Below are 22,898 nucleotides of genomic sequence, written 5' to 3' on the forward strand. Positions count from 1 at the left end.
GGGGTTGTCAGGCGGCGTTCGACTCGTCGCCCCGGCCGGCCTCGCGCGCGCCGGGCGAGGCCATGCGCATGCGGCGGATCGAGAAGAACTCGTCGGTGGCGTACTGGGAGTTGAGCTGGGCGAAGAGCCGGTGCGCGGTCTCGGGGTCGAGTTCGCCGGTCTCGTACTGGTGGACCTGGCGGCGGGCCAGCGCGGCCTGGAGCCATTCGCCGCCGGCGAAGAACTCGTCGAGGTGGTCCCGGTTGAAGAGCCACACGCCGAGAGCGGCGACCTTGGCGTGCAGGGCGCTCAGTTCCTCCGCGATCCGGATCAGCCGGGGCGGGGTGGACTTGGCGGAGGCCGTCGGCTGGGCGGGCAGTCCGGCGCCCGACTGCCGTACCTCCTGGACCCGTGCGAGCAGCGCGTCGAGTTCCCGGCTCAGTTCCCCGGCCCGGCCGCGCAGGTCGGCGAGCCGGTCCGCGTCGCAGCCGGCGGACGGCGACAGCTCGCCGAGGCGGGTGATCAGCGCGGGCAGGCTCGCGAACGTGGCGTCCCTGCCGCGCCCGAACACGCTCACCCGGTGCGGCTCGAAGGCGGGCAGTTCGGCCCGCAGGTCGTACAGCGCCCGCCAGTCCTCATCCGGGGTGTGCCCCTGCGCCTTGGCCAGGGCGGGCAGTTGGAGCGCGAGGCTGTCCAGGCAGACCGGCTCGCTGCCGTCGAAGACCGATACGACGGCGCCGTCGCGGAGCATCTTCTGGAAGGTGCCCACGTGTTCGGCGGCGCGCATGAAGTACCGGGCGCCCAGGGTGCGGGCCAGGGCCTTGCTGTTGAAGTCGACCAGGCGGGCCACCTGCACCTTGGCCAGGTTCGCCCAGATGCTGAACTGCTCGGTGTACAGGTGCAGTCCGCGCATCGCGACGAGGCTCTCGCACTCCGCGACGAGCAGGTTCAGGTAGGCGTTGGCGAGGGATTCGGTGACGTACGGGATCTCGGTGGCGGGTCCGTCGTAGAGGATCCGCTCCGACAGGAACCCGGTCACGGTCCGCAGCATGGTGTCGCCCGTGCCGAGCGACAGGCCGGTGCAGAAGGTCCGGGTGATCAGGAGGCCGCGCAGGGCCAGTTCGAGCCCCTCGCCCTCGGCGCCCAGCCGGGCCGAGGCGTCCACCCGGGCGCCGTCGAAGGCGATTCCGCTGATGTCGCAGCCGCGCAGACCGTAGGTCGGGACGCGGGGGACGCCGGACACCTCGCCGGAGACGATCTGTGACCGGTCCACGAGGAACATGGACTGCTGCCGCTTGGCCGGCGTGGTCTCGTCGCCGGTGATGCCGAGCAGCACCACGTGGGTGGAGGTCCGGCCCCGGTTGATCGGCCACTTCTCGCCGGTCAGGACGTACTGTCCGCCGTCCGGGGTGGCCGTGAACCGGTTGGCGGCCAGGTCGGCGCCGTGCTCCGGCTCGGAGTAGGCCAGACAGGGCACGACCCCGCCGGCGAGGACCGTGGCCGCGTGCTTCTCCTGCTGTTCGGCGTCCCCGCCGACCCAGGCGAGCATCATCCAGACCTGGGTGCTCTCGCTCACCGCGACGTTCATGTCCCGGCGGGCGATGACCCTGGTCAGCATGAGGATGTCCTCGGCGGCCCGGAGATCGCCGCCCAGTCGTTCCGGAACGAAATAACGGTTGAATCCGAAAGCACGGACCCGTTCGATTCCCGCGGACGGAAGTTCGTCGCGTTCGTCGAGCTCCAGTGCCCCCGCGAAAGATAAGGAGTTCCGCTCCACCGCGGGGTCGCCGAGCCAGTCCTCCAGGGCTTCGGCGAGGGCGGTGCTTGATTGTTTCATCGAGCTTTTCCATTCCATGCTGGAGAGGACAGCGGCGTCGAAAGGCAGCCCTGTCCGAAAAACGGCCGTGGTGATGGAGAGGTGCGTGACAAAGCGGCACAGGGCGCGACGCGCGTAGCGCGGCGCAGTGCGCGGTGTCAGACCTTTGAAGTCGGATGAGGTCGGATCAGTGATGGATGCCGTGCCGGTGCCGGCAGGCGGGTGAAGGACGCCGAACCGGCCGAACAGGCCGGTGTGGGACGCCGGACCAGTGATTTCAGGCCGGTTGTGTCAGACCGGCACTGTGGCACCAGTGGTGCGGGATCGGCGCGTAGAGGCGCGCGTTCCCCGGCGTCAGCGTTGTCCGCTACAGCATCTGATCGAAAAATTAACCATTTCTATTTTCCCCCGTCGCGCGAAGCGCTCTTGTTTTCCTCGTGCCTGGCTCGAGTCGCTGTGAGCGATGTTCTGGCCAGGCAATTCAGGAGCCTAGCAGGCGCGCCACAACGCCCTATGTGATGCGAGCCACAGGCGACACCCCGTCGCCTCGGCCGAATGGCCGACTCCGCACGTGATCATCAATTGTCTGACCTCGCCCATTCCCGGAGAATGGCTGATTCCATTTCGGGGACCCGGACCGTGATGGTCCGTTCGATTTTGCATCGACGTAACGTGCGGCATCGCGGGGCCGATTGCGGACGGATGAATTCCTCCCGCTCCGGAATCTGTCCTTCCCGTGGCCGCCGCCGAGGGGCGCGGGGCCCCGGTCGCCGGGATCCCGCCAGGGGGAGGGGTTACCCGCGGAAGAATCGTTGTATCTTCGATGGTGGAGACTGCCACGATCGAAGGAGTCGGCTCATGGTGCGCAGCGGTAACGCCGAGCAGCACGGGGCGTCCCCCCGGAAGGACTTCCTCATCGCCGAGCGGCCCGGCTATCTGCTCCACAAGGCAGGGCTGGTGCTGGTGGAGGATGTGGAGAAGGCGCTGGCCGGGGTCGGCATGCGCATCCGCGATTTCTTCGTGCTGGCCGCGCTGGCGGGCGGGCCCGAGCTCTCGCAGCAGGACCTCAGCCGGCTGCTCAACCTCGATCCGACCACCGTCGTGACGGTGATCGACGAGATGGAGCGCAACGGGCACGTCGAGCGCCGGCGCAATCCGGCCGACCGGCGGCGCTACAACCTGATCCTCACGGATTCCGGCCGTGCGGCGCTCGCGACCGCGGACCGGGTGGCCACGGAGGTCGAGTCGGGCTTCTTCGGCGCACTCGCGGAGGACGAGCGCGAGGCGCTGCGCAAGACGCTGGGCATCCTCATGGCGGGCCGCTGGCCCGCCTCGGTCTGCTCCGACTGACACCCGTTTTCCACTCGCCCGCGCTTTCTCCCCGCGGGAGCCCGCGAAGCCCACAGAGCCCCAGGAAGCCCGCGGCGCCGTTTCGACGGCGCCGCGGGCTTCTGCCGTATCGGGCGACGCGACGGTGGCGGCGGCACCGGCCACGTCCACGGGATCGGCGGCGTCCGCGTCGGCTTCCGTTTCGCCCGGTGTGCCGTTTCGCCGCCGCCGAGGGCTCTCGTCGCGCACCTGCTGCCGTCACCGCGGGTGACCGCACTCCGGTGAAGGGCTGGTCGGTCCTCGGCGGACGCGCCCGCCGCTACCGAACGTCACGAACGTTGACGTATGGCTTTCCAATCATCTAGATTTCCATCATCTAAGGATCCTGCTGATTGGAAGGTTCTCCCATGTCCGCAGAACGCGCTCCGTCGCCCACGAGGTGGTGGACACTCGGGATCGTCGCGTTGGGCTCGTTCATGCTGATGCTCGATCTGAGCGTGGTCTCCATCGCGCTTCCGCAGATCCATCGCTCCCTGGGCGGCAGCTTCGCCGACCTCCAGTGGGTGTTCGACGCCTACGCCCTCACGCTGGCGATCTTCCTGGTGGCGGCGGGATCGCTCGCCGACCGGATCGGCCGCAAGAAGGTCTTCCAGGTCGGCTTCGCCATCTTCACCATCGCCTCCCTGGCCTGTGGACTGGCCGACGGATCCGGCCAGTTGAGCTGGTTCCGTGCCGTCCAGGGTGTCGGCGCCGCCATCATGTTCGCGGTCGGTCCCGCCATGCTCAGCCACGAGTTCCACGGCAAGGAGCGGGCGACCGCCTTCACCGCGTTCGGTGCCGCCGTCGGTCTCGCCGTCGCCACCGGCCCGCTCATCGGCGGCTCGCTGATCAACGCGCTGTCCTGGCGCTGGATCTTCTACATCAACGTGCCGGTCGGCGTGCTCGCCCTGCTCGTCGGCGCGCTGCGCGTCCGTGAGTCGCTCAACAAGCGGGCCCACCCCACCGACTGGACCGGTCTGGCCACCTTCAGCGTCGCGCTCGGAGCACTGGTCTTCGCCACCATCCGCGGGCCCGTGGAGGGCTGGACCAGCGGCACCACGCTCGGTCTGTACGCCGCCAGCGCGCTCTTCCTGGTCCTCTTCGTGGTCATCGAGCGCCGCCTGGGCGAGCGCGCCCTGATCGACCCGGCGTTCTTCCGCAGCCCCACCTTCGTGGGCATCTCCCTCGTCGCCATGATCGGCAACGCCGGAGCGCTGCCGTCGGTGTTCTTCGAGACCAGCTACCTGGAGAACATGCTGCACGTGGACGCCTGGGGCACGGGCCTCAGGTTCCTGCCGCTGACCGGCGCGATGTTCGTCGCCGGAGCGCTCGGCGGCGGGCTCATCGGCAAGGTCCCCTTCCGGATCCTGCTGGGCGGCTCCACCGCGGTCATGGCCGTCGGCATCCTGTTCCTGAACCTCACCAAGGCCGACTCGTCCTGGACCGTGCTCGTCCCGGCGCTGGTCATCTCCGGCTTCGGCATGGGCGCCTTCAACCCGGCCCGTGCGGCGCTGGCCATCGGCGTCACCGAACCGGCCAAGGCCGGTGTCGCCTCCGGTATCAACGAGACGTTCCAGCAGGTCGGTATCGCGGTCGGTATCGCCGGCGTCGGCGCGTACTTCCAGCACAGCGTGGCCGACGACTTCACGTCCTCGGCGGTCGGCAAGCAGATGGGCGATGGCGCCGCCGAGGAGGCCGCGCACGGCATCAGCGCCGGCTCGCTCGACGCCGTCGCCCAGGCCGCGGGACCGCTGCGCGACAAGGTGCTGGCCACCGGGCAGGACGCGTTCATGAGCGCCTTCCACGGCGCCATGACCCTGAGCGCGATCCTCGGGTTCGTCGCCGCGGTCATCGGCTTCACGATGCTGCGTACGAAGGACCTCCACGCCAGCGCGCTGTCGACCATCCCGCCGGACGTCGACGAGGACGGCGAAGTCCTCTCCGACGGTTCGACGGACGTCGCGGTGGGCGCGTCGGCCTGACGCCACCGCCCCTCAGCACCGCCCCGGTGGTCACTTCCCCCGCGCCACCGGGGCGGCTCACCGCTCTCCCGACCCGCGCCCCCGCGCGGGTCGGTCGCCGTTCCGGTCGCCGTCGGTCACACGCCGTTCCGGTCGCGCACGTGAGCGGGCGTCCCGGTCGCGCGTGGGTCAGTGGGAGTCCCGGTCGTGGGACGAGACCGGGATCGTCTCCTTGCGGAAGTAGGCGGGGCGGAACGCGCTGTACGCGAACATCAGGATCGCTCCGAGGAGCAGCGCGCCGACGCCGGTGACGAACACGCCGCCGAGCTGCCGGTGCGGCGGGAACGGCAGGGTCCACGAGGTGCTGCCGTAGTCGGCGGCCGCGTACACGATGCAGGCGTTGATGAAGAAGTACAGCAGCATCAGACCGCCGAGGCCCGGCATGATCCCGCGGGTCCACAGGTCGTGCGCGCTGCGCGTGAGGACCTTGCGGTAGTACCAGACGCAGGCGAAGCCCGTGAGCCCGTAGTAGAAGGCGATCATCAGCCCGACCGAGCCGATGGAGTCGGCCAGGACGTTCTCGCTCACCCGCGTCAGCATCACGTAGAAGACGATCGAGGCGATCCCCATGCCCACGGTGGACCAGGTCGGGGTGAGGAACCGGGGGTGGATGCGGGAGAAGCGCTGCGGGATGGCCTTGAATGCGGCCATGGACAGCGTCGTGCGTGCGGTCGGCAGGATGGTCGTCTGGGTCGAGGCCGCCGCCGAGGTGAGGACCATGACGATCAGGAGTTTGGTGGCGACCGTGCCCCAGCCCCCGGAGCCGAAGACCTCGGCGCCGAGACTGGAGAGGACGTCTCCGGAGTTGTCCGGGTTGCCCAGCCCGATGCCCTTGTCGCCGACCCCGGCGAAGGCCTGCGCGGACGTGGTGACCAGGACGTAGACGAGCAGCAGGATGACGGTCGAGATGACGGCCGCGCGGCCGGGGGTGCGGTCGCGGTCGACGGTCTCCTCGTTCACGGACACCGCGGTGTCCCAGCCCCAGTAGATGAACACGCCGGCGAGGATGCTCTTGGTCAGGTCGTCGAACGAGTTGATCTCGAAGGGGTTGAACCACGACCACGAGATCTCCGACGAGACGTTCGGCGCCGTCCCGCCGTACACCTTGACCAGCGCGGTGATCGACAGCAGGAACAGCACCACGATCTCGATCGTGAGCAGCGCCTTCTGCAGGTTGGCCGAGAGTTCGATGCCGATGTAGCAGATCAGGGTCATCAGGGCGATCCACAGGACGCCGACGAAGGTGACCCAGAAGGTGTCCTGCGCCAGCCCGTCCGCGCCGATGAGCTGGAAGCCGTACGCGCCGGCGATCTGCGCCAGGTTGGCCATCACGATGATGTCGGCCGCGACGATGCCCCAGCCGCCCAGCCAGCCGGTACGGGGGCCGAAGGCGCGGGCCGCCCAGGTGAACGTGGTGCCGCAGTCGGGGTCGGCCCGGTTCAGCTCCTTGTAGCCGTAGGCGATCAGGAACATCGGCACGAACGCGAGGATGACCACGATCGGCGACTGGAAGCCCACGATCCCGACGATCACGCCGAGGGTCGCCGCGAGGCTGTAGGCGGGGGCCGTGGAGGCCAGCCCGATCACCGTGCTGGAGAACAGACCCAGGGCGCCGCCCTTGAGGCCCTTGTCCGTGGAGCCCGGGCCCAGCGGTGGCAGGGGCGCGGGCGGCGGCGGGACGGATGGTGAGCTCATGGCGCCCTCCGGAACCTGGTGGCGCCCGCCGGGGGTGGACCGGGCGCACGCTGTCCCCGGCCCGCGAGCCCTGGGCATCCCGGGAATCACCGGGGACGTCCGGGGGACCGGGCCGCTCTCACCAGCATGAACCCGCTCGCCGACAACCGGTAGTCGAGCGTGCCCCGGACGGCTGTCACCCCCGCGCCGCCCCGTTCGTCGCCCCTGCGCCGCCCCCGCGCCGCCCCCTTCGCGCTCCCGTGCGTCCTCGCGTACGTCGGAGGTCGGCGGCGCCGCGTGCGCGGGTGGCCCGGGAACGCGGGCCGGCCGGGCCGGGCGGTGTCATCCTGCGGGGATGACGGGATCCAGCGCGGCGGGCGGCGGGTACTCCGGTACGCCACTCGCCCGGAAGATCGGCATCAAGGCGGGCCACCGGGTGCGGCTGGTCCATGCTCCGCCCGGCTGGGAGATTCCCGGGCTGCCGGAGGACTGCGAGGTCGCGGAGAGCGGCCCGGAAGGGGCGGACGTCACCCTCGCCTTCTTCCGGGAGCACGCCGGACTGGCGGCGCGGGCGGCCGGACTGGCCGGCGACCTCGCGGACGAGTCCATGCTGTGGATCGCCTGGCCCCGCCGCGCTGCCGGACACCGCAGCGACATCGCGGAGAACGATCTGCGGGACCTCTTCCTGCCGCTCGGACTCGTCGACGTGAAGGTGGCGGCCCTGGGGGAGGACTGGTCGGGACTGAAATTCGTCCGCCGCAAGGAGAACCGGCGCTCCTGATCACGTACTTATGGGCGTAGATCAGGACGTACGTACGGCGGACCTGACGGCGTACTTGAGGGGTCATCCCGGTGAACGACTAGCATCGCGGCACAGTTGTCGGCCGGGATGGGGTGGGTGTCGTGTCGCAGGCGGAGGAGGGGCCACGGATCGCCGTTGCCGTGGTGACCATGGGCAACCGGCCCGTCGAGGTCGACGCGCTGCTCACCTCCGTGGCCAAGCAGGACGTGGCCCCCACCCGGATCGTGATCGTCGGCAACGGCTGCCCGCTGCCCGAGTTCGCCGAACGCCTCGGCCTGCCGGGCGAGGTGACCACCGTCGAGCTGGACGACAACCTCGGCTGCCCCGGCGGCCGGAACGTCGGACTGAGCCGGCTGCGTGAGTTCGGGGACGTGGACGTGGTCGTCGAACTCGACGACGACGGGCTCCTCGTCGACGGCGACGTGCTGCGCAAGGTGCGCGACCTGTACGCCGCCCGGCCGCGGCTCGGCATCGTCGGCTTCCGCATCGCCGACGAGAACGGGGAGACGCAGCGCCGCCACGTGCCGAGGGTCGGCGCCAAGGACCCGATGCGCGGCGGACCGGTCACCGGCTTCCTCGGCGGCGGCCACGCGCTGTCCATGCCGATGCTCGCCGAGACCGGGGACTGGCCGGCCGAGTTCTTCTTCGCGCACGAGGAGACCGACCTCGCCTGGCGGGCCATCGACGCCGGCTGGACCGTGCTGTACGAGCCCGAACTGCTGCTCCAGCACCCCAAGACCTCGCCCGCCCGGCACGCCATCTACTACCGCGTGACCGCCCGCAACCGGGTCTGGCTGACCCGCCGCCGGCTGCCCCTGGCGCTGATCCCCGTGCACCTGGGCATCTGGATCGTGCTCACGCTCCTGCGGACCCGGTCGGTCGGCGGGCTGCGGGCCTGGTTCGGCGGCTTCGCGGAGGGGCTGCGGCGGCCCGGCGGAGAGCGGCGCCCGATGCGATGGAGGACGGTCTGGCGCCTCACCCGCCTGGGGCGCCCGCCGGTCATCTGAGCCCGCCGGGCATCTGAGTCTGCGGGGCATCTGAGTCTGCGGGGCATCTGAGTCTGCGGGTCATCTGAGCCTGCGGGTCATCTGAGCCAGAGGGGCCTCTGAGCTTGGGGTCGACGGCCGGTTCGTCACAGGAGCCGGCCGTCGCCGTCCCGGGCCGCTCGTCGGCCGGGGTGGCACCGCTCGCCGTCCCGGGTGGGGCGGTGTGGCGTTCGGAGTGGGGCGGTGTGGCGTTCGGGGTGGTTCGGCCCGCCGTCCGGTGGCACGGCTTGTCCGCCGGAGTGGCACGGGCCGCCGTCCGGAGGCACGGTTTGTCGGCCGGATCGGCGCGGCCTGTCGTCCGGGCGGTTCACCGGACGGGTACGGACGGAGGCCCCGGTCGATCACCTCGACGACCGGGGCCTCTGACGTCCCCGGATCCGGCCGCGGCGGCGACACTCCCCCGAGTTACGCGTAGTACGCGCGCACCGTCGGGCCAGATCCGATGGCTTGATCACATCAGCCTGCGCCAACGGATCGCTAACATATGGCCAACGGTTCCCTCGGGGACGATCACTTGACCGGCGCGAACTCGTCCTGGGAGGGCGCGAAACCGCCGTGGTGCGCGGCCGGCGCGGCCGGGCGGAAAGGCAATGGGCGGCGTGATGCGGAACGGGCTGCGGTTCGGGCTGCTGGGGCCGCCGGTCCTGTACGACGCCGATGGCGAGGTCGTCTCGATCGGCAGCCGGAAGATGCGTGCCCTGCTGGCCGCGCTGCTCCTCGAACCGGGCCGGGTCGTCTCCGTGGGCGCGCTCAAGGACGCGCTGTGGGGCGGGGCGCCGCCCGCCTCCGCCCAGGCGTCCCTCCAGAACCACGTGACCCGGCTGCGCCGCCTCCTCGACGATCCGGAACGGCTGCGCTCGGTGTCGCCCGGGTACGTCCTGCGCGTCGGCGAGGGCGAGTTGGACGCCCGCGTCTTCGAGCGGAACGCCACCGCCGCGCGGGACGCGCACGCCGAGCGCGACTGGGAGCGGGCGCTGCGGCACGCCACCGACGCGCTCGCGCTGTGGCGTGGCACCCCGCTGGTCGGCCTGCCGCCCGAGACCGGCGGACGCGCCTTCGCGCAGCGGCTGGAGGAGGGCCGGCTGCTCGTCCTGGAGTGGGGGTACGAGGCGGAGCTGTGCCTCGATCCGACGGCGTCCCGGCTCGACCGGCTGGCCCCGGAGCTGGCCGCCCGCACGGCCGAGCATCCGCTCCGCGAGTCGTTCCACCGGCTGCTGATGCTGGTGCTGCACCGCACCGGGCGCCAGGCCGAAGCCCTCGCCGTCCACCGTGACCTGCGGGCCCGCCTGCTCGACGAGCTCGGCATCGAGCCCGGGCCGGCCGTGCGCAGGGCCCACCTGGAGATCCTGCGGGACTACGACCGGGTTCCGGACGGGCCCCGGGAGGGTGCCGGGGGTCCGGACGGGATCGGGAGCGGCGGGGAGGGCAACGCCTGGATCCCGGGCGTGGGAGCGGACCGGAGAAGGGGCGGCGACCGACGACGGGGCGACGACCGGGACCGGGACCGCCGGGCGGCCGGCACGGCCGACCGGGGCCGCAATCGGGCCGAGAACGGCGGCGACGAGGGCTGGGGCAGGGCTGACGACGGGCACGAGGGCGGGAGCGCCGGCCGAGAGCCGAACGACGGTCGCCGCGAGGGCGCCGGCCGCGACGGGAACGTCGGAGGGGACGGGAACGTCGGAGGCGACGGAAGTGCCGGCCGGAACGGCGGTGTCGGCGACGACGGTGGCCGGAATCGGAGCGGGGGCCGGAACGGCCGTGTCGGCGAGGCCGGTGGCCGGAATCGGAGCACCGACCGGAACATCGGTGTGGGCGACGACAGTGGCCGGAACCGGAGCACCGACCGCGGCGGCGACGGCGGCCGGGACGGTGACGCCGACCGCTCCGCGACCGAGGTCCGCGACCGGGCCGCGGGGCGGGACGCCGGCGCCGACGCTGCCGGGAGCTTCGACCGGGACACCGGCGTCGGCCGGGTTGCCGCCACCGATGGAGACGGTGGCGGTGCGGAGCCCGGGAGTGGCTCCGTCCGGGGTGAGCGGGGCGTGGCCGCGCCGCCCCGGCCCGCTCAACTCCCGCCGCCCCCGGCCCACTTCACCGGACGCGAAGACGTCCGCGACCGCCTGTTCCGGGTCCTGGACCCGGAGAACTTCCCCCGTCGCACGCACCCCGAGGCCGAGGACCCGGCACATCCGGTCGGCCACCCCGGCGCACCCGGGGGCGCACCCGGCGCCGGAGCATCCGCAGACGCGTTCGCCGGTGCATCCGCCCGTGCGTCCGGACACCCCGGGGCCACGGAGATCGCCGGCGCACAGGGCCGCCCGCGCGTCGCGGTGATCAGCGGCATGGCGGGCGTCGGCAAGAGCGCGCTCGCGCTGCACGTCGCGCACGGACTGCGGGAACGATTCGCCGACGGCCAGTTGTACGTCAACCTGCACGGCGCCACCCCCGGCATGACCCCGCTCACCGCAGGTCAGGCGCTGGCCGCGCTCCTGCGCGACCTCGGCACGGAACCCCGCCGCATCCCCGAACACCCGGACGCCGCGGCGGCGTTGCTCCGGTCGATGCTCGCGCCCACCCGCACCCTCATGGTGCTGGACGACGCGGCGCACGCCGCCCAGGTGCGCCCGCTGCTGCCGGCCGGCACCGGCTGCGCGGTGATCGTGACGAGCCGCTCGCCGCTCACCGCCCTGGACGGCGCCGACCGTTTCCCGCTCGCGCCCCTGACCGACGAGGACAGCGCGGCCCTGCTCCGCGCGGTCTCCGGCCGCCAGGACGGGCTCGACGGAGGCCACCCTCTCGTCGAACTCACCGGCCGGCTGCCGTTGGCCCTCCGGGTCGTGGCGGCCCGTCTCGCCGCACGCCGGGCGCTGACCCCCGATGTCCTCGCCGGTCAACTGGCCGCCACGGAAGGCCGGTTGCACCATCTGGAGTACGACGACCTGAGCGTGCGCCGTTCGCTCGCCGTCGCTCACGACGCGCTGCGGGCCTCCGAGCGCGAGGCCGACCGGGACGCGGCGCTCGCCCTGTGCCGTATCGGCGCGCTCGACCTGCCCGCGTACGGAGCCGCCCTCGTCGCCCGCCTCACCGGAACCGACGAACGCCGCGCCGAGGCCGCGCTCGACCGCCTCGTCGACGTGGCCCTCCTCGAGGAGACCGCGTACGGGCGGTACGCGCCGCACGATCTCGTACGGGACTTCGCCCGGGAGATCGCGGGCGCGGCGGAGTGCGTCCTCGCGACAGCGACGGCGACGGCCGCAGCCGCAGCCGTGGCACCCATGGCCGACGACGCCGGCGCCGAGACCCACGCCACCACCGGCGCGGACCCCGCGACGACCGGGACCGAACCGCTCGGCCACGACACTGTCGTCGCCGAGCGTGCCCTGCGCTGGTACGCCGGTGTCGCCGCCCGCGCCCTGGAGGCGATTCTGGAACCCGGCCTCGACAGGGAGGACCGGAGCAGGCCGACCGCCTCGCAGCCGGCCGGGCACGCGGCCGATGTGGCGGCCACACCCCCGTTCTGTTCCGGGCGGGAGGCCTTCGCCTGGGGCGACACGGAACTGGCGAACGTGGTCGCGCTCGCCGAGCGGCACGCGCACGCCTCGCCGTACTTCCCCCTGCTGGCCCGCCTGCTCAACCCGTACGTGCAACGCAGCGGCCGGGTCGCCGAGTTGGAGGTCCTGCAGCGGGCCGCGCTGGACGCGGCGCGCCTGCTCGGCGACGAGGCCGCCGAGGCGTACGCGCTCGGCGACCTCGGTGGCCTGCACTTCATGACGGGCCGCGTGGGCGAGGCCCTCACCCTGAACGACGAGGCGCTCGCGATCTGGAGCCGCCTCGGCGTGCGTTCCTGCCAGCGGCGGGCCCTGAACAACCGGGGCATGCTCCTCGAATCCCTGGGCCGTCACGCCGAGTCCGGTGAGGCACTGCTCCAGAGTCTTCAGTTCTCGCGGGAGCTGGGCGACCCGCACATGGAGGCCATCACCTACAGCCACCTCGGCAACCTGTACGAGCACACCGACCCGCGGGCCGCCATCGACCACCACAAGCGCAGTCTCGCGATCGGCGACGCCGTGCAGGACGTGATCATCCGGCACTCGGCGCACTGCAACATCGGCTACGCCCACCTCACGCTCGGCGAACCGGCCGCCGCCGTACCGCACTTCGAGGAGAGTCTGCGCATCCTCGGCGGTCACGGCGACTGGCACGGCGAGTCACAGACCAGGCTCGGCCTGGTGCGGGCCCTGCGCGGTGTCGGCCACGGGGAACGCGCCGCGCGCGAGTGCGACCTGCTGCGGTGCCGCGCCGACCGCCGCGCCGACCGGTACACCGGAGGCCTCGCCCGTCACCAGGCGGGACTGCTGCTGTGGGAACGCGGCGACGCCGAGGCGGCCTACGCGGAGTGGACGTCGGCTCTGGAGGCCCTGGCGGAGACGGACAGCCCGGTGACGGGCGAACTGCGGAACCTGCTGGCAGCCGGAGCGGCCGAATCTGTCGGAGCTTCCGGAACCGGCAGAGCAGGCGGAGTCGCCGGAGCAGGAAGTGGGGCCGGAGTGGACCGAGCGATGGGCGGCGTGGTGGTGGCGGGCGGGTCGTGAGGTCGGCCGGTGTCCCGGCAGGCATCGGCGCCCCGGACCGTCCGGCGACGGGCGGGCCGCGTCACTTCGCGTCCGCGTAGCACCGTACGACCGCCGTCGTGAACGGGAAGCGCACCGGCGTCTGCCCGAACGTGAGGCGGCCCGCCAGTTCGGCCGCCTCACGGATGGCGGCCACCACGGTGTCGGCCTCCTCGGCCGGGCAGTGCACCATCACCTCGTCGTGCTGGAAGAAGACCAGTTCGGCGGCGAGCCCGGAGCAGGTGCGGCGCAGGGCCGCCAGCATCAGCAGGGCCCAGTCGGCCGCGCTGCCCTGCACGACGAAGTTGCGGGCGAACCGCCCGCGGGCGCGGGAGTTGGAGGACGCGTACCCCGGCACCCAGCCCTCCTCTGCGGGGGACTCCACGGGTTCGTCCTGCGGGATGCCCGCCTCGTCCCCGCCGCCGTCGCCCGACCCGGCGGCCGGAGGGCAGGTCCGCCCCAGCCAGGTCCGCACCAGCCGCCCCTCCTCGCCCGCGCGGGCCGCGTCGTCCACGTACGCGACCGCCTTGGGGAAACGGCGGCGGAGCAGGGCGAGGTTCTTCAGGCCGTCGCCGGAGGTCTGGCCGTAGACGGCGCCGAGCACGGCGAGTTTGGCCTGCTCCCGGTCGCCGGAGAACGCCCGGTCCGACACCGACTGATAGAGGTCGCTCTCCCGGCCCGCGACCTCCATCAGGCCGGGATCGCGGGAGATGGCGGCGAGGACGCGCGGCTCCATCTGGTCGGCGTCGGCGACGACCAGCCGCCAGCCGGGGTCGGCGACGACGGCACGCCGGATCACCTTGGGGATCTGGAGCGCGCCGCCGCCGTTGGTCACCCAGCGTCCGGTGACCGTCCCGCCCGGCAGGTACTCGGGCCGGAACCGTCCGTCGCGCACCCAGTCCTGGAGCCAGGACCAGCCGTGGGCGACCCAGATCCGATACAGCTTCTTGTACTCGAGGAGCGGCTTCACGGCCGGATGGTCGATCGACTCGATCTCCCACCGCCGGGTGGACTTGACCTTGATCCCTGCCTGCGCGAACGCCTTGACGACATCGGCCGGCAGGTCGGGTCTGACCCGTCGTCCGAACGCGGCGGACACCTCGTCGGTGAGCTCGGCCAGGCGCCGGGGCTCACCGCCGCCGGTGTACCGCTCGCCGAGCAGTTCGTGCAGCACGTCCCGGTGGACGTCCGCGCTCCACGGCAGCCCGGCCCGGTTCATCTCGGCGGCGACCAGCATCCCCGCGGACTCGGCGGCCGTCAGCAGCCGCATCCGGTCCGGGTGCGCGGCCGCGTCGTGCCGGCGCTGCTGGTCGGCGTAGACCGCGAGGAGGTCGGTCAGCGGCACGTGCACCGGGCGGGGTTCGAAAAGGGAGGACTGCGAACCGGGTTCGGCGGAGCGCTGCGGCGGGTCGGGCGGCACGGGGCCGCCGCGCAGTCTCGCCAGCGCGGCGGCCGCCGACCGGGGCTCGCCGAGCCGCCCCTCGTGTCCGAGCAGCAGGGTCTCGGCGGCCTCCATGTCGTAGCACCGCTCCACTCGCACCCCCGTGGCGAGCAGACGCGGATAGACATCGGCCGTCGACCGCCACACCCACCGGCTCACGTCCGGCCGGGTCCGTACGGCCTCCGCGAGGTCCGCCTCCCGGCGGACCTCTCCCGCGGGCAGCCCGTCCGGGCCGAGGGCGGCGAGCTCCACGCCACCGTCCTCGGCCGGCGCGAGAGCCCAGCGCTCGGTCATGCCTCCGAGTCTCGCAGGAGGGTCTGACAACGCCCCTCCGACCAGGCTGTATCGACTCCGACCAGGCTGTAGCGACCGGCCGTCCGCCGGCGTTGCCGAGGCTGCCCTTCGGGCATCCCCGCCGGGCGGCGATGCTCTTCGGGCATCCCCGCCGGGCGGCGCTCCGAAGGGGATGCCCATACGAGACGGCTGCCCCTAGGATGCGCCCTCCGCCTCTGCCGCCGACCTCGCCTCCGCCTCCGTCTTCTCCTTCACCAGCTCGGTGATCATGCGTCCGATGTGCGCCTCGGTCGCCGTCTTGTCGACGCCCGCGCCGCTGAGCACGCCCTCGCCGTTCTCGAACTCCAGCAGGGCGAGCAGGATGTGTTCGGTGCCGACGTAGTTGTGGCCGAGGCGGAGGGCCTCGCGGAACGTGAGCTCCAGGACCTTCTTGGCGGCCGGTCCGTACGGGACCAGTTCGGGGACCTCGTCGGCCGCCGGCGGCAGCGCGGCCAGGGCCGCCTCGTGGACGGCGTCCAGGGAGACCCCCTGCGCGGTGATGGCCCGGGCGCCGAGCGCGTCGGGTTCGCTGAGCAGGCCGAGGACGAGGTGCTCGGGCAGCCCCTCGGTCCCGCCCAGGGCCTTGCACCGCTCGTGCGCGACCATGACGGCCTTCCTGGCCCGTTCGGTGTAGCGGCCGAAACCCTGGCTGGGGTCGAGGTCCGCCTCCGCCTTGGGCACGAACCGCTTCTGCGCGGCCTGACGGGTGACGCCCATGCTCCGGCCGATGTCCGTCCAGGAGGCCCCGGAACGTCGTGCCTGGTCCACGAAGTGCCCGATGAGATGGTCGGCCACCTCGCCCAGGTGATCCGCCGCGATCACCGCGTCCTGGAGCTGGTCGAGTGCGTCGCTGTGCACCTTCTTGATGGCCTCGATCAGGTCGTCGAGACGCACGGATGCCTTGCCGGGAGAATTCGTCGTCATGTGTCAACGGTAGGTTGACAGTCTGGGGGTGTCAACCCGAAGTTGACAGTCGCCGGATGTGGCGCCCGTACTGCTTCCGGCGTCCCGACGCCGACGGCCGACGCTCTGTCCACAGGGTGTGGACGAGTCCGCGGCCGCGGCGCCGAGGCGGACACCGGCCCCCGGTCCGCCCGTGACACGATCGTGGGATGAGTACGTCCAGCACCGTGGAGCGCGCCTTCGCGGCCGCCCTCTACGCCGACACCGACACGGCCCTCGACACGGGAGCCTCCGCGCTCGCGGCCGACCCCGCCTCCGACGCTGAACTCGCCCGGCGCGGCGAGGAGTTCGTGGCGGCGGCCTGGCGGCGCGGCTGGCAGCCCGCCGACGTCGTACGGATCGTGCGGCGCGACCTGGACGACGTACACGTACGCCTGGTGATCTCCTCGATCCTCGGGCAGCGGGAGGGCGACCGCGAGCCCCGGGGCGCACGCTGGGCGGCCCAGCTCGACGAGCTGGGGGCCGAACCCCACGACCTCCGGACCGACCGTTTCTCACGTGCCACCGCGATCCTGGAGCTCTACCGCCTGCTCCTGCGCCTGCCCCCCATCGAGCCCCTGGACCCGCCCCGGGCGCCGGGGACGGCCGCCGCCCCGCAGGAGACGCGCATGCTCACCCGCATCCGCGCCCTGCTGGCGAAGGCGGAGGCGACCGGGTTCCCGGAGGAGGCCGAGGCGCTGAGCGCGAAGGCGCAGGAGCTGATGGCGCGGCACACCATCGACGAGGCGCTCCTGGCGGCCCGGACCCACGCGAAGGACACGCCGGGCGCCTGCCGTGTCGGCGTCGAGCCCCCGTACGAGACGGCCAAGGCGGTGCTCCTGGACGCGGTCGCGGGGGCGAACCGCTGTCGGGCTGTGTGGAACGACGCCCTGTGCTTCTCGACCGTCGTCGGCTTCGAACCCGACCTGGAAGCGGTCGAGCTCCTCTACACCTCGCTCCTCGTGCAGGCCACGGCGGCGATGACGAAGGCGGAGGCGGCGCAGCGGGCGGGCGGTCGCAAGCGCACGAAGACGTTCCGGCAGTCGTTCCTGGCCGCGTACGCGCACCGGATCGGCGACCGGCTCGCGTCGGTCGCCGAGGAGCAGGTGAACGCCACGGGGACGGAGGGGGAGCTGCTGCCGGTCCTGGCGGCCCGTGACGTGGCCGTCACCGACCACCTGGACCACATGTTCCCGGAGACGGTGACGACCAGGATGCGCGGGATCACCGACGAGGCCGGCTGGCACGAGGGCGCCGCTGCGGCGGACCGCGCCCAGGTCAGGGGCCGGCGCCCGCTCCCTTAGGGCGCCCGTTCCCTTGGGGCCGGGCCGGGGCCGCCGACGGAGGCCGTGCGCTCACGCGGTGGGCCGAGCCCGCTGACAGGCTCGCCCGCGCCCCGCGAAGCAGTCCAGCGGTGCGTCCTTGCTTAGGAATGCAGCAGCCCTACGGTGCGTGCGTCAGTCGCCCGCGTGCTGGAACGGTGTCACGGAGGCGTTCGGCTCGCTCGCCGATCCCTTCCCGGCGAGCGGTCCGTACGACCACGGGAAGCTCTGCGTGGTGTCGGCGCCGGGCAGGCTGATCTTCAGCGTCTTCGCGGCGAGGGTCTTGGCGTCGCCCTCCGCGCCCCGTACGTAGGTGATCGTGAAGGTCGCGGTGTCGCCCTTGGCGAGGGTCAGCGCCTCCGGCGCCGCGGACTTGTCCGCCGCGATGTCCGCGGAGGTCCCGCCCGCTTCCACGCCCAGTCCGGGGAAGCCCTTCAGGTTGCACCGGCTGCCCTTGTTGGTGAGGGTGACGGGGATGTTGCCCGTGTCCCCGGCGGCCGTGGCGGCGTTCGCGGGGCCGACCTGGATCGCGGTGTCACCGATGGCACAGGCCGCGGCGGTCGACTGCTTCGCCGAGCCGGCCGTGGCACCGGACTTCTCGGAACTGCCGGTGCTGCCGGAGCCGCCGCCGTCGCATGAGGTCAGGGCGAGGGCCGCCGCGAGGACGGTGACGGCGATGGGCAGAGCGCGCATGGGTTCCCCTGGAAGTCGTGACGATGTGCATGGATCATCACGCACCCGGGTCCACCGAGGTTGCGCACCCCTCACTGTTCACCCGCAAGGGAACGGTATCGCCCGATATTGTCCGCGGACGTTCCCGCCATGTCGGGTCCGCTGACGTTCCTGTGTCGCCGAGGGCGGCCGCCGCGATCCCCTAGGGCTCACGGCGATGCCGTCGACCGCCCGGGGATCAGGAGCCCAGGCTCGCCGTCGGCAGGCCCGTCGGCAGCTTTCCGCCCTGGCTCTTGGTGTACGTCTCCTTGCCGACGGCGCCCTCCCAGGTGACCGTCAGGGTCGTACCGGTGACGGAGTCGACCATGCCGACGGCGCGCTTCTTGCTGCCGTCCGTGCAGGCCAGGCGGATCATCTGCATGCTCGCCTCGTCGGACGAGGTGCCGCTGCACACCGTGCCGCCCGTCGCGAAGAGGCCGGCCTGCTTGCCGTTGATCATGAGAACGACGGCCTTGCCGTCCGCGGTCGTGAGCCAGCTCCCCTGGAGCTTGCCGCCCGCCGTGGAGGTGCTCCCGGAGCCGCCGCCCGTACCGGCGCCGTCCGTCGCGGACGCGCTCGGGGTCGCCGACGGGTCCCCGGAGTCGTCGCCCCCGCTGCTGCAACCGGTCAGCACGGCCGCCGCCGCCAGCCCCGCGGCCGCTGCCGCGAGACGCGCGTGGCGGGACGGGAAGGTCGCCGTAGTCACTGAAGCCCCCAAGGGTGGGATGGATGCGGGTCGCCCGGACGATCGCAGCAAGCTATCAGGAGGTCCGGAGGGCCCCTCCGGGGACGCGATAGGTAGGAGATTCCCTACGATTGACTCGTAGGGAATCTCCTACCTATTCTGTGGCCATGAACATCACTCACGCCTCCTTCGTCACGCTTCCCGTCGCCGACCAGGACCGGGCCCTTCGCTTCTATCGGGACGTTCTCGGACTCGAGGTCACCGCCGACCTGGACATGCCGCCCGGCCGGTGGCTCCAGGTCGCGCCGAAGGGAGCGCAGACCGTCTTCACGCTCTCGGGTCCCGGGATGGGGGGTTTCACGCCCGGCGAGGCCCGGGGGATCATGTTGGGGACGACCGATGTCGACGCCGACAGCGCGCGGCTCGCCGCCGCCGGTGTCACGGTGGAGGGTCCCGACGACCTTCCCTGGGGCCGTATGGCCTCGTTCCGGGACCCCGACGGCAACGGTCTGATGCTGATCACGGAGAAGGCCCTGGAGTCGGCCTCGGAGTAGAGGGAAGGACGCTGAACGCGCCATGACGGGGATCGGGGTCGGACCGGGGGCCACGGCCGGAGTGCGTGCCGAACCGGGGGAGTCCCCTGGTGCCCCCGCCGGAGCCGATCCGACCACCGGCACCGACTCGTCCGCCGCGGCCGGTGTCTCCGTCGGAGCCGACTCGCCTGCCGGGACCGGCCGACCCACCGGAGCCGACTCGCCTGTCGGGGCCGGTCGACCCGCCGGAGCCGACTCGTCTGTCGGGACCGGCCGACCCGCCGGAGTCGATGCTCCGGTCGAAGCCGGTGATCGCGCCGGCGCCGACTCGCCCGCCGCACGTGAGGACCAGCTCTTCGCGGCGCTCGCCAACTCCACCCGTCGTGAGGTGCTCCGGCTGCTGCGTGAGCGGGGCCCCCAGCCCGTCCAGGCCCTGGCTGATCACTTCGCCATGCGGCGCCCCAGCCTCTCGGAACACCTCAAGGTGCTCCGGGAGGCCGGACTCGTGTCCGAGGAACGCGCCGGCCGGCAGCGCATCTACCGCCTGGAGGCGGCCCCGCTCGCCGACGTCCAGGACTGGCTCCATCCGTACGAGCGGTTCTGGCGCGACAGGCTGAAGGGCCTCGGAGCCCTCCTGGACCGCATGCCCGACGATGCCGAGACATGACCTCCGACCCGCACGACACGAACCCCGACCCGCAGGGCGCGAACCCCGACCCGCAGGGCGCGAACCCCGACCCGCAGGGCACGAACCCCGACCCGCAGGGCACCGGCGCCGATCCCGCCCTCGGTGATGACGACCTCACGACCATCCGCGTCGCCCAGTTCCTGCCGCATCCGCCGGCCAAGGTCTGGCGGGCCCTCACCGAGCCCGGGCTGCTCGCGCAGTGGCAGATGCCGGGTTCCGAGAACTTCCGGCTCGAGGTCGGCCACCGGTACACGCTGACCGCCGTCCCGCGTCCCAACGCGAACTTCTCCGGCACCGTCGACGTGCGCGTTCTCGCCTTCGAGCCGGAGCGGATGCTGAGCGTCGGCTGGGCCGACGCGCACGCCCGGCGGCCAGCGGACTGGACCATTACCTGGACACTGGAACAGGAAGGGCGCGGTACGCGTCTCTTCCTAGTACACGCGGGATTCGATCCGGACGATCCCGCCCAGATGATGGCGCGGAAGATCATGGACGGGGGCTGGAGGTCGCATGTGATGCGATCTCTGGGGAATGCGCTGGACCGGATGTAGGCCCGCACCCACTCCGGTGAGGTGCGGACCGTAGTCAGGCGTACGACAACCGGTAGTCAAGGGCCGGTAAAAGCTGTAACCGCAGGACCACCCCGCGTGCACGTGCATCTGCCCATGCATCTGCACATGAACAGAGCTATGATCCGAGTCAGTTGACTACTGCATCTATGGCCACCTCAGCCACTGCACGACCGGGGAGCGACCTGTGGACCACGACGTGTTCGACGTGGATGACGTGTACGACGGTATGGCTGAATTCGTGTACAACGGCATGGCCGCGACCGAGCTCGACGGCGTCGCCTGGCAGAAGAGCCGGCACAGCAACTCACAGGGTTCCTGCGTGGAGTTCGCGCGGCTGCCCGGCGGTGACGTGGCCGTGCGGAACTCGCGGTTCCCCGAGGGGCCCGCGCTCGTCTACACGCGCGCCGAGATCGAAGCCATGCTCCTGGGCATCAAGGACGGCGAGTTCGACCACCTGATCGCGGGCTGACAGCCGTGATCCCGAACCGTCCCGAACCGATGGGTCGCCGAGAGCCGGCGAGGGTACGGGCGGCGTAAACCGAGGGTGAACCTCACTCTGCGTTCAGTAACGCGCGTAGAACCGCGGCGCCAAAAGGCGCCGCGGTTGCTATTCGGGGGAGAGCGCGGCCGTGTCCGGCTGTGCTCCCAGCCGGAACAGCGCCCAGACGACCTTGCCGCTGAGCGTTCCGGCGAGCGGGTGCCAGCCCCAGCTGTCGGAGAACGAGTCGACCAGGAAGAGGCCGCGCCCCGACTCCGCCGCGAAGTCGTCCGAGTCGCCGGCGACCGGGCTCTCGTGGCTGGGGTCGCGCACCGCGCACACCAGTCGTGAGGTCCACCTCATCAAGTGCAGCCGTACGGGCGGCCCTTGGTCGTCCTTGCGGGGCGTGTCCGCGGGCAGCGCGTGCCGCAGGGCGTTGGTGACGAGCTCGGAGACCACCAGGCAGACATCGTCGAAACGGTCGCCGATCTCCCACTGGTCCAACGTGCCGCGGGTGAACTGCCGGGCCTCGCGCACCGCTTCGTAGCGGGCGGGCAAGGCGCACGAGGCGGCGCTGGACACGGCCGCGGGATCGAGAGGCGGAAGTCCCTGCCGTAAGGGTTCGAGCATGGTCGATCCATTCGTCCCCATGCGAGGCACTCCCGGGTGTTCGCGGTCGTTGCGATGCAGCGGTGGCGCGGGGACCATGGTTCCGAATGCGTACAGCAGATGCAAGGGCAGATGCACGTGCACGCGCCCGAATTGGGCCTTCCTCTGCTACTTCTTGGTCATTTCTTCCTTCACCTTATTCTCAGCAGTCGACGCTTCACTGATCCTTTTCTGTGCTTCTGCTTTGGCTGCTTTCCGTTTCCGTAACTGAACGAGTACTGCTTGAAGTGTTTTAGTGGCAGACTGCGGCGTCTGGAAGACGGTTGGGGAGGCTGACGAACGTGAGCGCTGGTGAGTCGAGCGGCTCGGTGGTGCGGCGCATGCTGCTGGGGTCACATCTGCGGCGCCTGCGTGAGGCGCGTGGCATCACCCGTGAAGCGGCCGGCTACTCGATCCGCGCCTCCGAATCGAAGATCAGCCGTATGGAGTTGGGAAGGGTGAGCTTCAAGACCCGCGACGTCGAGGATCTGCTGACGCTCTACGGCATCACGGACGAGGCCGAGCGCACCTCCCTGGTCTCGCTCGCCAAGGAGGCCAACGTCGCGGGCTGGTGGCACAGTTACTCCGACGTCCTGCCGAGCTGGTTCCCCACCTATGTCGGTCTGGAAGGCGCGGCCCACCTGATCCGGGTGTACGAGGTGCAGTTCGTGCACGGCCTGCTCCAGACCGAGGCGTACGCGCACGCCGTCGTCCGGCGCGGGATGAAGGGCGCCTCCGCCGCCGACGTCGACCGGCGTGTGGCCCTGCGCCTGGAGCGCCAGAAGTACCTCGTCTCCGAGAACGCCCCCGAGTTCCACATCGTCCTCGACGAGGCCGCGCTGCGCCGCCCTTACGGCGACCGCGAGGTGATGCGCGGACAGCTCCAGCACCTGATCGACGTCTCCGAGCGGCCCAACGTGCGGCTCCAGGTCATGCCGTTCAGCTTCGGCGGCCACTCGGGCGAGAGCGGCGCGTTCACCATCCTGAGCTTCCCCGAGTCCGATCTGTCGGACGTCGTCTATCTGGAGCAGCTCACCAGCGCGCTCTATCTGGACAAGCGCGAGGACGTCAACCAGTACGAGGGCGCGCTCAAGCAGCTCCAGCAGGACAGCCCCGGGCCGGCCGAGAGCCGTGATCTGCTGCGCGGGCTGCTCCAGCTCTCCTGACCTTCCCAGGAGCAGCCGCGGACTTCTCTGGTCTCCTTCAACTCCCTTGAAACACAAGTACGA

At 71.7% G+C, this 22,898-nt stretch carries 17 protein-coding genes and 1 pseudogene; 11 read left to right on the top strand and 7 right to left on the bottom strand.

Annotated elements, in window-relative coordinates:
* Positions 1-7 precede the first annotated feature (7 nt).
* Positions 8-1,816 (bottom strand): acyl-CoA dehydrogenase family protein, encoded by a 1,809-nt coding sequence (locus ACFRIC_RS13570; RefSeq protein ID WP_382783986.1) that lies wholly within the window; start codon positions 1,814-1,816, stop codon positions 8-10.
* Positions 1,817-2,653: 837 nt separating this feature from the next.
* On the opposite strand from ACFRIC_RS13570, the gene ACFRIC_RS13575 reads away from it, so the two are divergent.
* Positions 2,654-3,145, top strand: coding sequence for a MarR family winged helix-turn-helix transcriptional regulator (locus ACFRIC_RS13575; RefSeq protein ID WP_382783989.1), 492 nt, complete (start codon positions 2,654-2,656; stop codon positions 3,143-3,145).
* Between the two features lie 386 nt (positions 3,146-3,531).
* A complete protein-coding gene (locus ACFRIC_RS13580; RefSeq protein ID WP_382783991.1) occupies positions 3,532-5,145 on the top strand; it encodes an MFS transporter in 1,614 nt (537 codons plus the stop codon).
* A 168-nt stretch (positions 5,146-5,313) separates the two neighbouring features.
* Here the strand turns inward: ACFRIC_RS13580 and ACFRIC_RS13585 are convergent, their stop codons facing one another.
* Entirely contained in the window at positions 5,314-6,879 is a 1,566-nt protein-coding gene (locus ACFRIC_RS13585) for an APC family permease (RefSeq protein ID WP_382783994.1), read from the bottom strand.
* A 334-nt stretch (positions 6,880-7,213) separates the two neighbouring features.
* On the opposite strand from ACFRIC_RS13585, the gene ACFRIC_RS13590 reads away from it, so the two are divergent.
* The 3 genes from ACFRIC_RS13590 (at position 7,214) to ACFRIC_RS13600 (ending at position 13,298) form a co-directional block, all read left to right on the top strand.
* A complete protein-coding gene (locus ACFRIC_RS13590) occupies positions 7,214-7,639 on the top strand; it encodes a DUF3052 domain-containing protein (RefSeq protein WP_382783996.1) in 426 nt (141 codons plus the stop codon).
* 113 nt (positions 7,640-7,752) lie between these two features.
* On the top strand, positions 7,753-8,667 hold the full coding sequence (locus tag ACFRIC_RS13595) for a glycosyltransferase family 2 protein (RefSeq protein WP_382783998.1): 915 nt from the start codon (positions 7,753-7,755) through the stop codon (positions 8,665-8,667).
* 629 nt (positions 8,668-9,296) lie between these two features.
* Positions 9,297-13,298 carry a BTAD domain-containing putative transcriptional regulator gene (locus ACFRIC_RS13600; protein WP_382784001.1) on the top strand — a complete coding sequence of 1,334 codons (4,002 nt, stop codon included), beginning with the start codon at positions 9,297-9,299 and terminating at the stop codon, positions 13,296-13,298.
* A 61-nt stretch (positions 13,299-13,359) separates the two neighbouring features.
* Here the strand turns inward: ACFRIC_RS13600 and ACFRIC_RS13605 are convergent, their stop codons facing one another.
* Together ACFRIC_RS13605 and ACFRIC_RS13610 are read right to left on the bottom strand one after the other, a co-directional pair.
* Positions 13,360-15,051, bottom strand: coding sequence for a bifunctional 3'-5' exonuclease/DNA polymerase (locus ACFRIC_RS13605; RefSeq protein WP_382784003.1), 1,692 nt, complete (start codon positions 15,049-15,051; stop codon positions 13,360-13,362).
* Positions 15,052-15,246: 195 nt separating this feature from the next.
* Positions 15,247-16,014 (bottom strand): Clp protease N-terminal domain-containing protein, encoded by a 768-nt coding sequence (locus ACFRIC_RS13610; RefSeq protein ID WP_382784006.1) that lies wholly within the window; start codon positions 16,012-16,014, stop codon positions 15,247-15,249.
* A 188-nt stretch (positions 16,015-16,202) separates the two neighbouring features.
* Here ACFRIC_RS13610 and ACFRIC_RS13615 point away from each other — a divergent pair, with 188 nt between their 5' ends.
* Positions 16,203-17,336, top strand: coding sequence for a DUF2786 domain-containing protein (locus ACFRIC_RS13615; RefSeq protein WP_382784009.1), 1,134 nt, complete (start codon positions 16,203-16,205; stop codon positions 17,334-17,336).
* Positions 17,337-17,489: 153 nt separating this feature from the next.
* Here the strand turns inward: ACFRIC_RS13615 and ACFRIC_RS13620 are convergent, their stop codons facing one another.
* Positions 17,490-18,047: a DUF4232 domain-containing protein gene (locus ACFRIC_RS13620; RefSeq protein WP_382784012.1), complete on the bottom strand. Its 558-nt coding sequence runs from the start codon at positions 18,045-18,047 to the stop codon at positions 17,490-17,492.
* Positions 18,048-18,264: 217 nt separating this feature from the next.
* Positions 18,265-18,771, bottom strand: a complete 507-nt coding sequence (locus ACFRIC_RS13625; protein WP_382784015.1) for a hypothetical protein — start codon at positions 18,769-18,771, stop codon at positions 18,265-18,267.
* Positions 18,772-18,917: 146 nt separating this feature from the next.
* Here ACFRIC_RS13625 and ACFRIC_RS13630 point away from each other — a divergent pair, with 146 nt between their 5' ends.
* The 4 genes and pseudogenes from ACFRIC_RS13630 (at position 18,918) to ACFRIC_RS13645 (ending at position 21,012) form a co-directional block, all read left to right on the top strand.
* Entirely contained in the window at positions 18,918-19,304 is a 387-nt protein-coding gene (locus ACFRIC_RS13630) for a VOC family protein (RefSeq protein WP_382784018.1), read from the top strand.
* Between the two features lie 322 nt (positions 19,305-19,626).
* Positions 19,627-19,950: pseudogene (locus ACFRIC_RS13635) on the top strand (ArsR/SmtB family transcription factor); the annotation flags it as partial.
* Positions 19,947-20,522: an SRPBCC domain-containing protein gene (locus ACFRIC_RS13640; protein WP_382784021.1), complete on the top strand. Its 576-nt coding sequence runs from the start codon at positions 19,947-19,949 to the stop codon at positions 20,520-20,522. The pseudogene ACFRIC_RS13635 and the gene ACFRIC_RS13640, both read left to right, overlap by 4 nt.
* A gap of 205 nt (positions 20,523-20,727) precedes the next feature.
* Positions 20,728-21,012, top strand: a complete 285-nt coding sequence (locus ACFRIC_RS13645) for a DUF397 domain-containing protein (protein ID WP_037625978.1) — start codon at positions 20,728-20,730, stop codon at positions 21,010-21,012.
* A 138-nt stretch (positions 21,013-21,150) separates the two neighbouring features.
* On the opposite strand, the gene ACFRIC_RS13650 is transcribed toward ACFRIC_RS13645, so the two are convergent.
* Positions 21,151-21,672, bottom strand: coding sequence for an ATP-binding protein (locus ACFRIC_RS13650; protein WP_382784025.1), 522 nt, complete (start codon positions 21,670-21,672; stop codon positions 21,151-21,153).
* A 338-nt stretch (positions 21,673-22,010) separates the two neighbouring features.
* Between ACFRIC_RS13650 and ACFRIC_RS13655 the strand changes: the two genes are divergently transcribed.
* Positions 22,011-22,835, top strand: coding sequence for a helix-turn-helix domain-containing protein (locus tag ACFRIC_RS13655; RefSeq protein WP_382784266.1), 825 nt, complete (start codon positions 22,011-22,013; stop codon positions 22,833-22,835).
* Positions 22,836-22,898 lie beyond the last annotated feature (63 nt).

This window comes from Streptomyces sp. NPDC056738, assembly GCF_042790435.1.
Classification (GTDB): Bacteria; Actinomycetota; Actinomycetes; order Streptomycetales; family Streptomycetaceae; genus Streptomyces.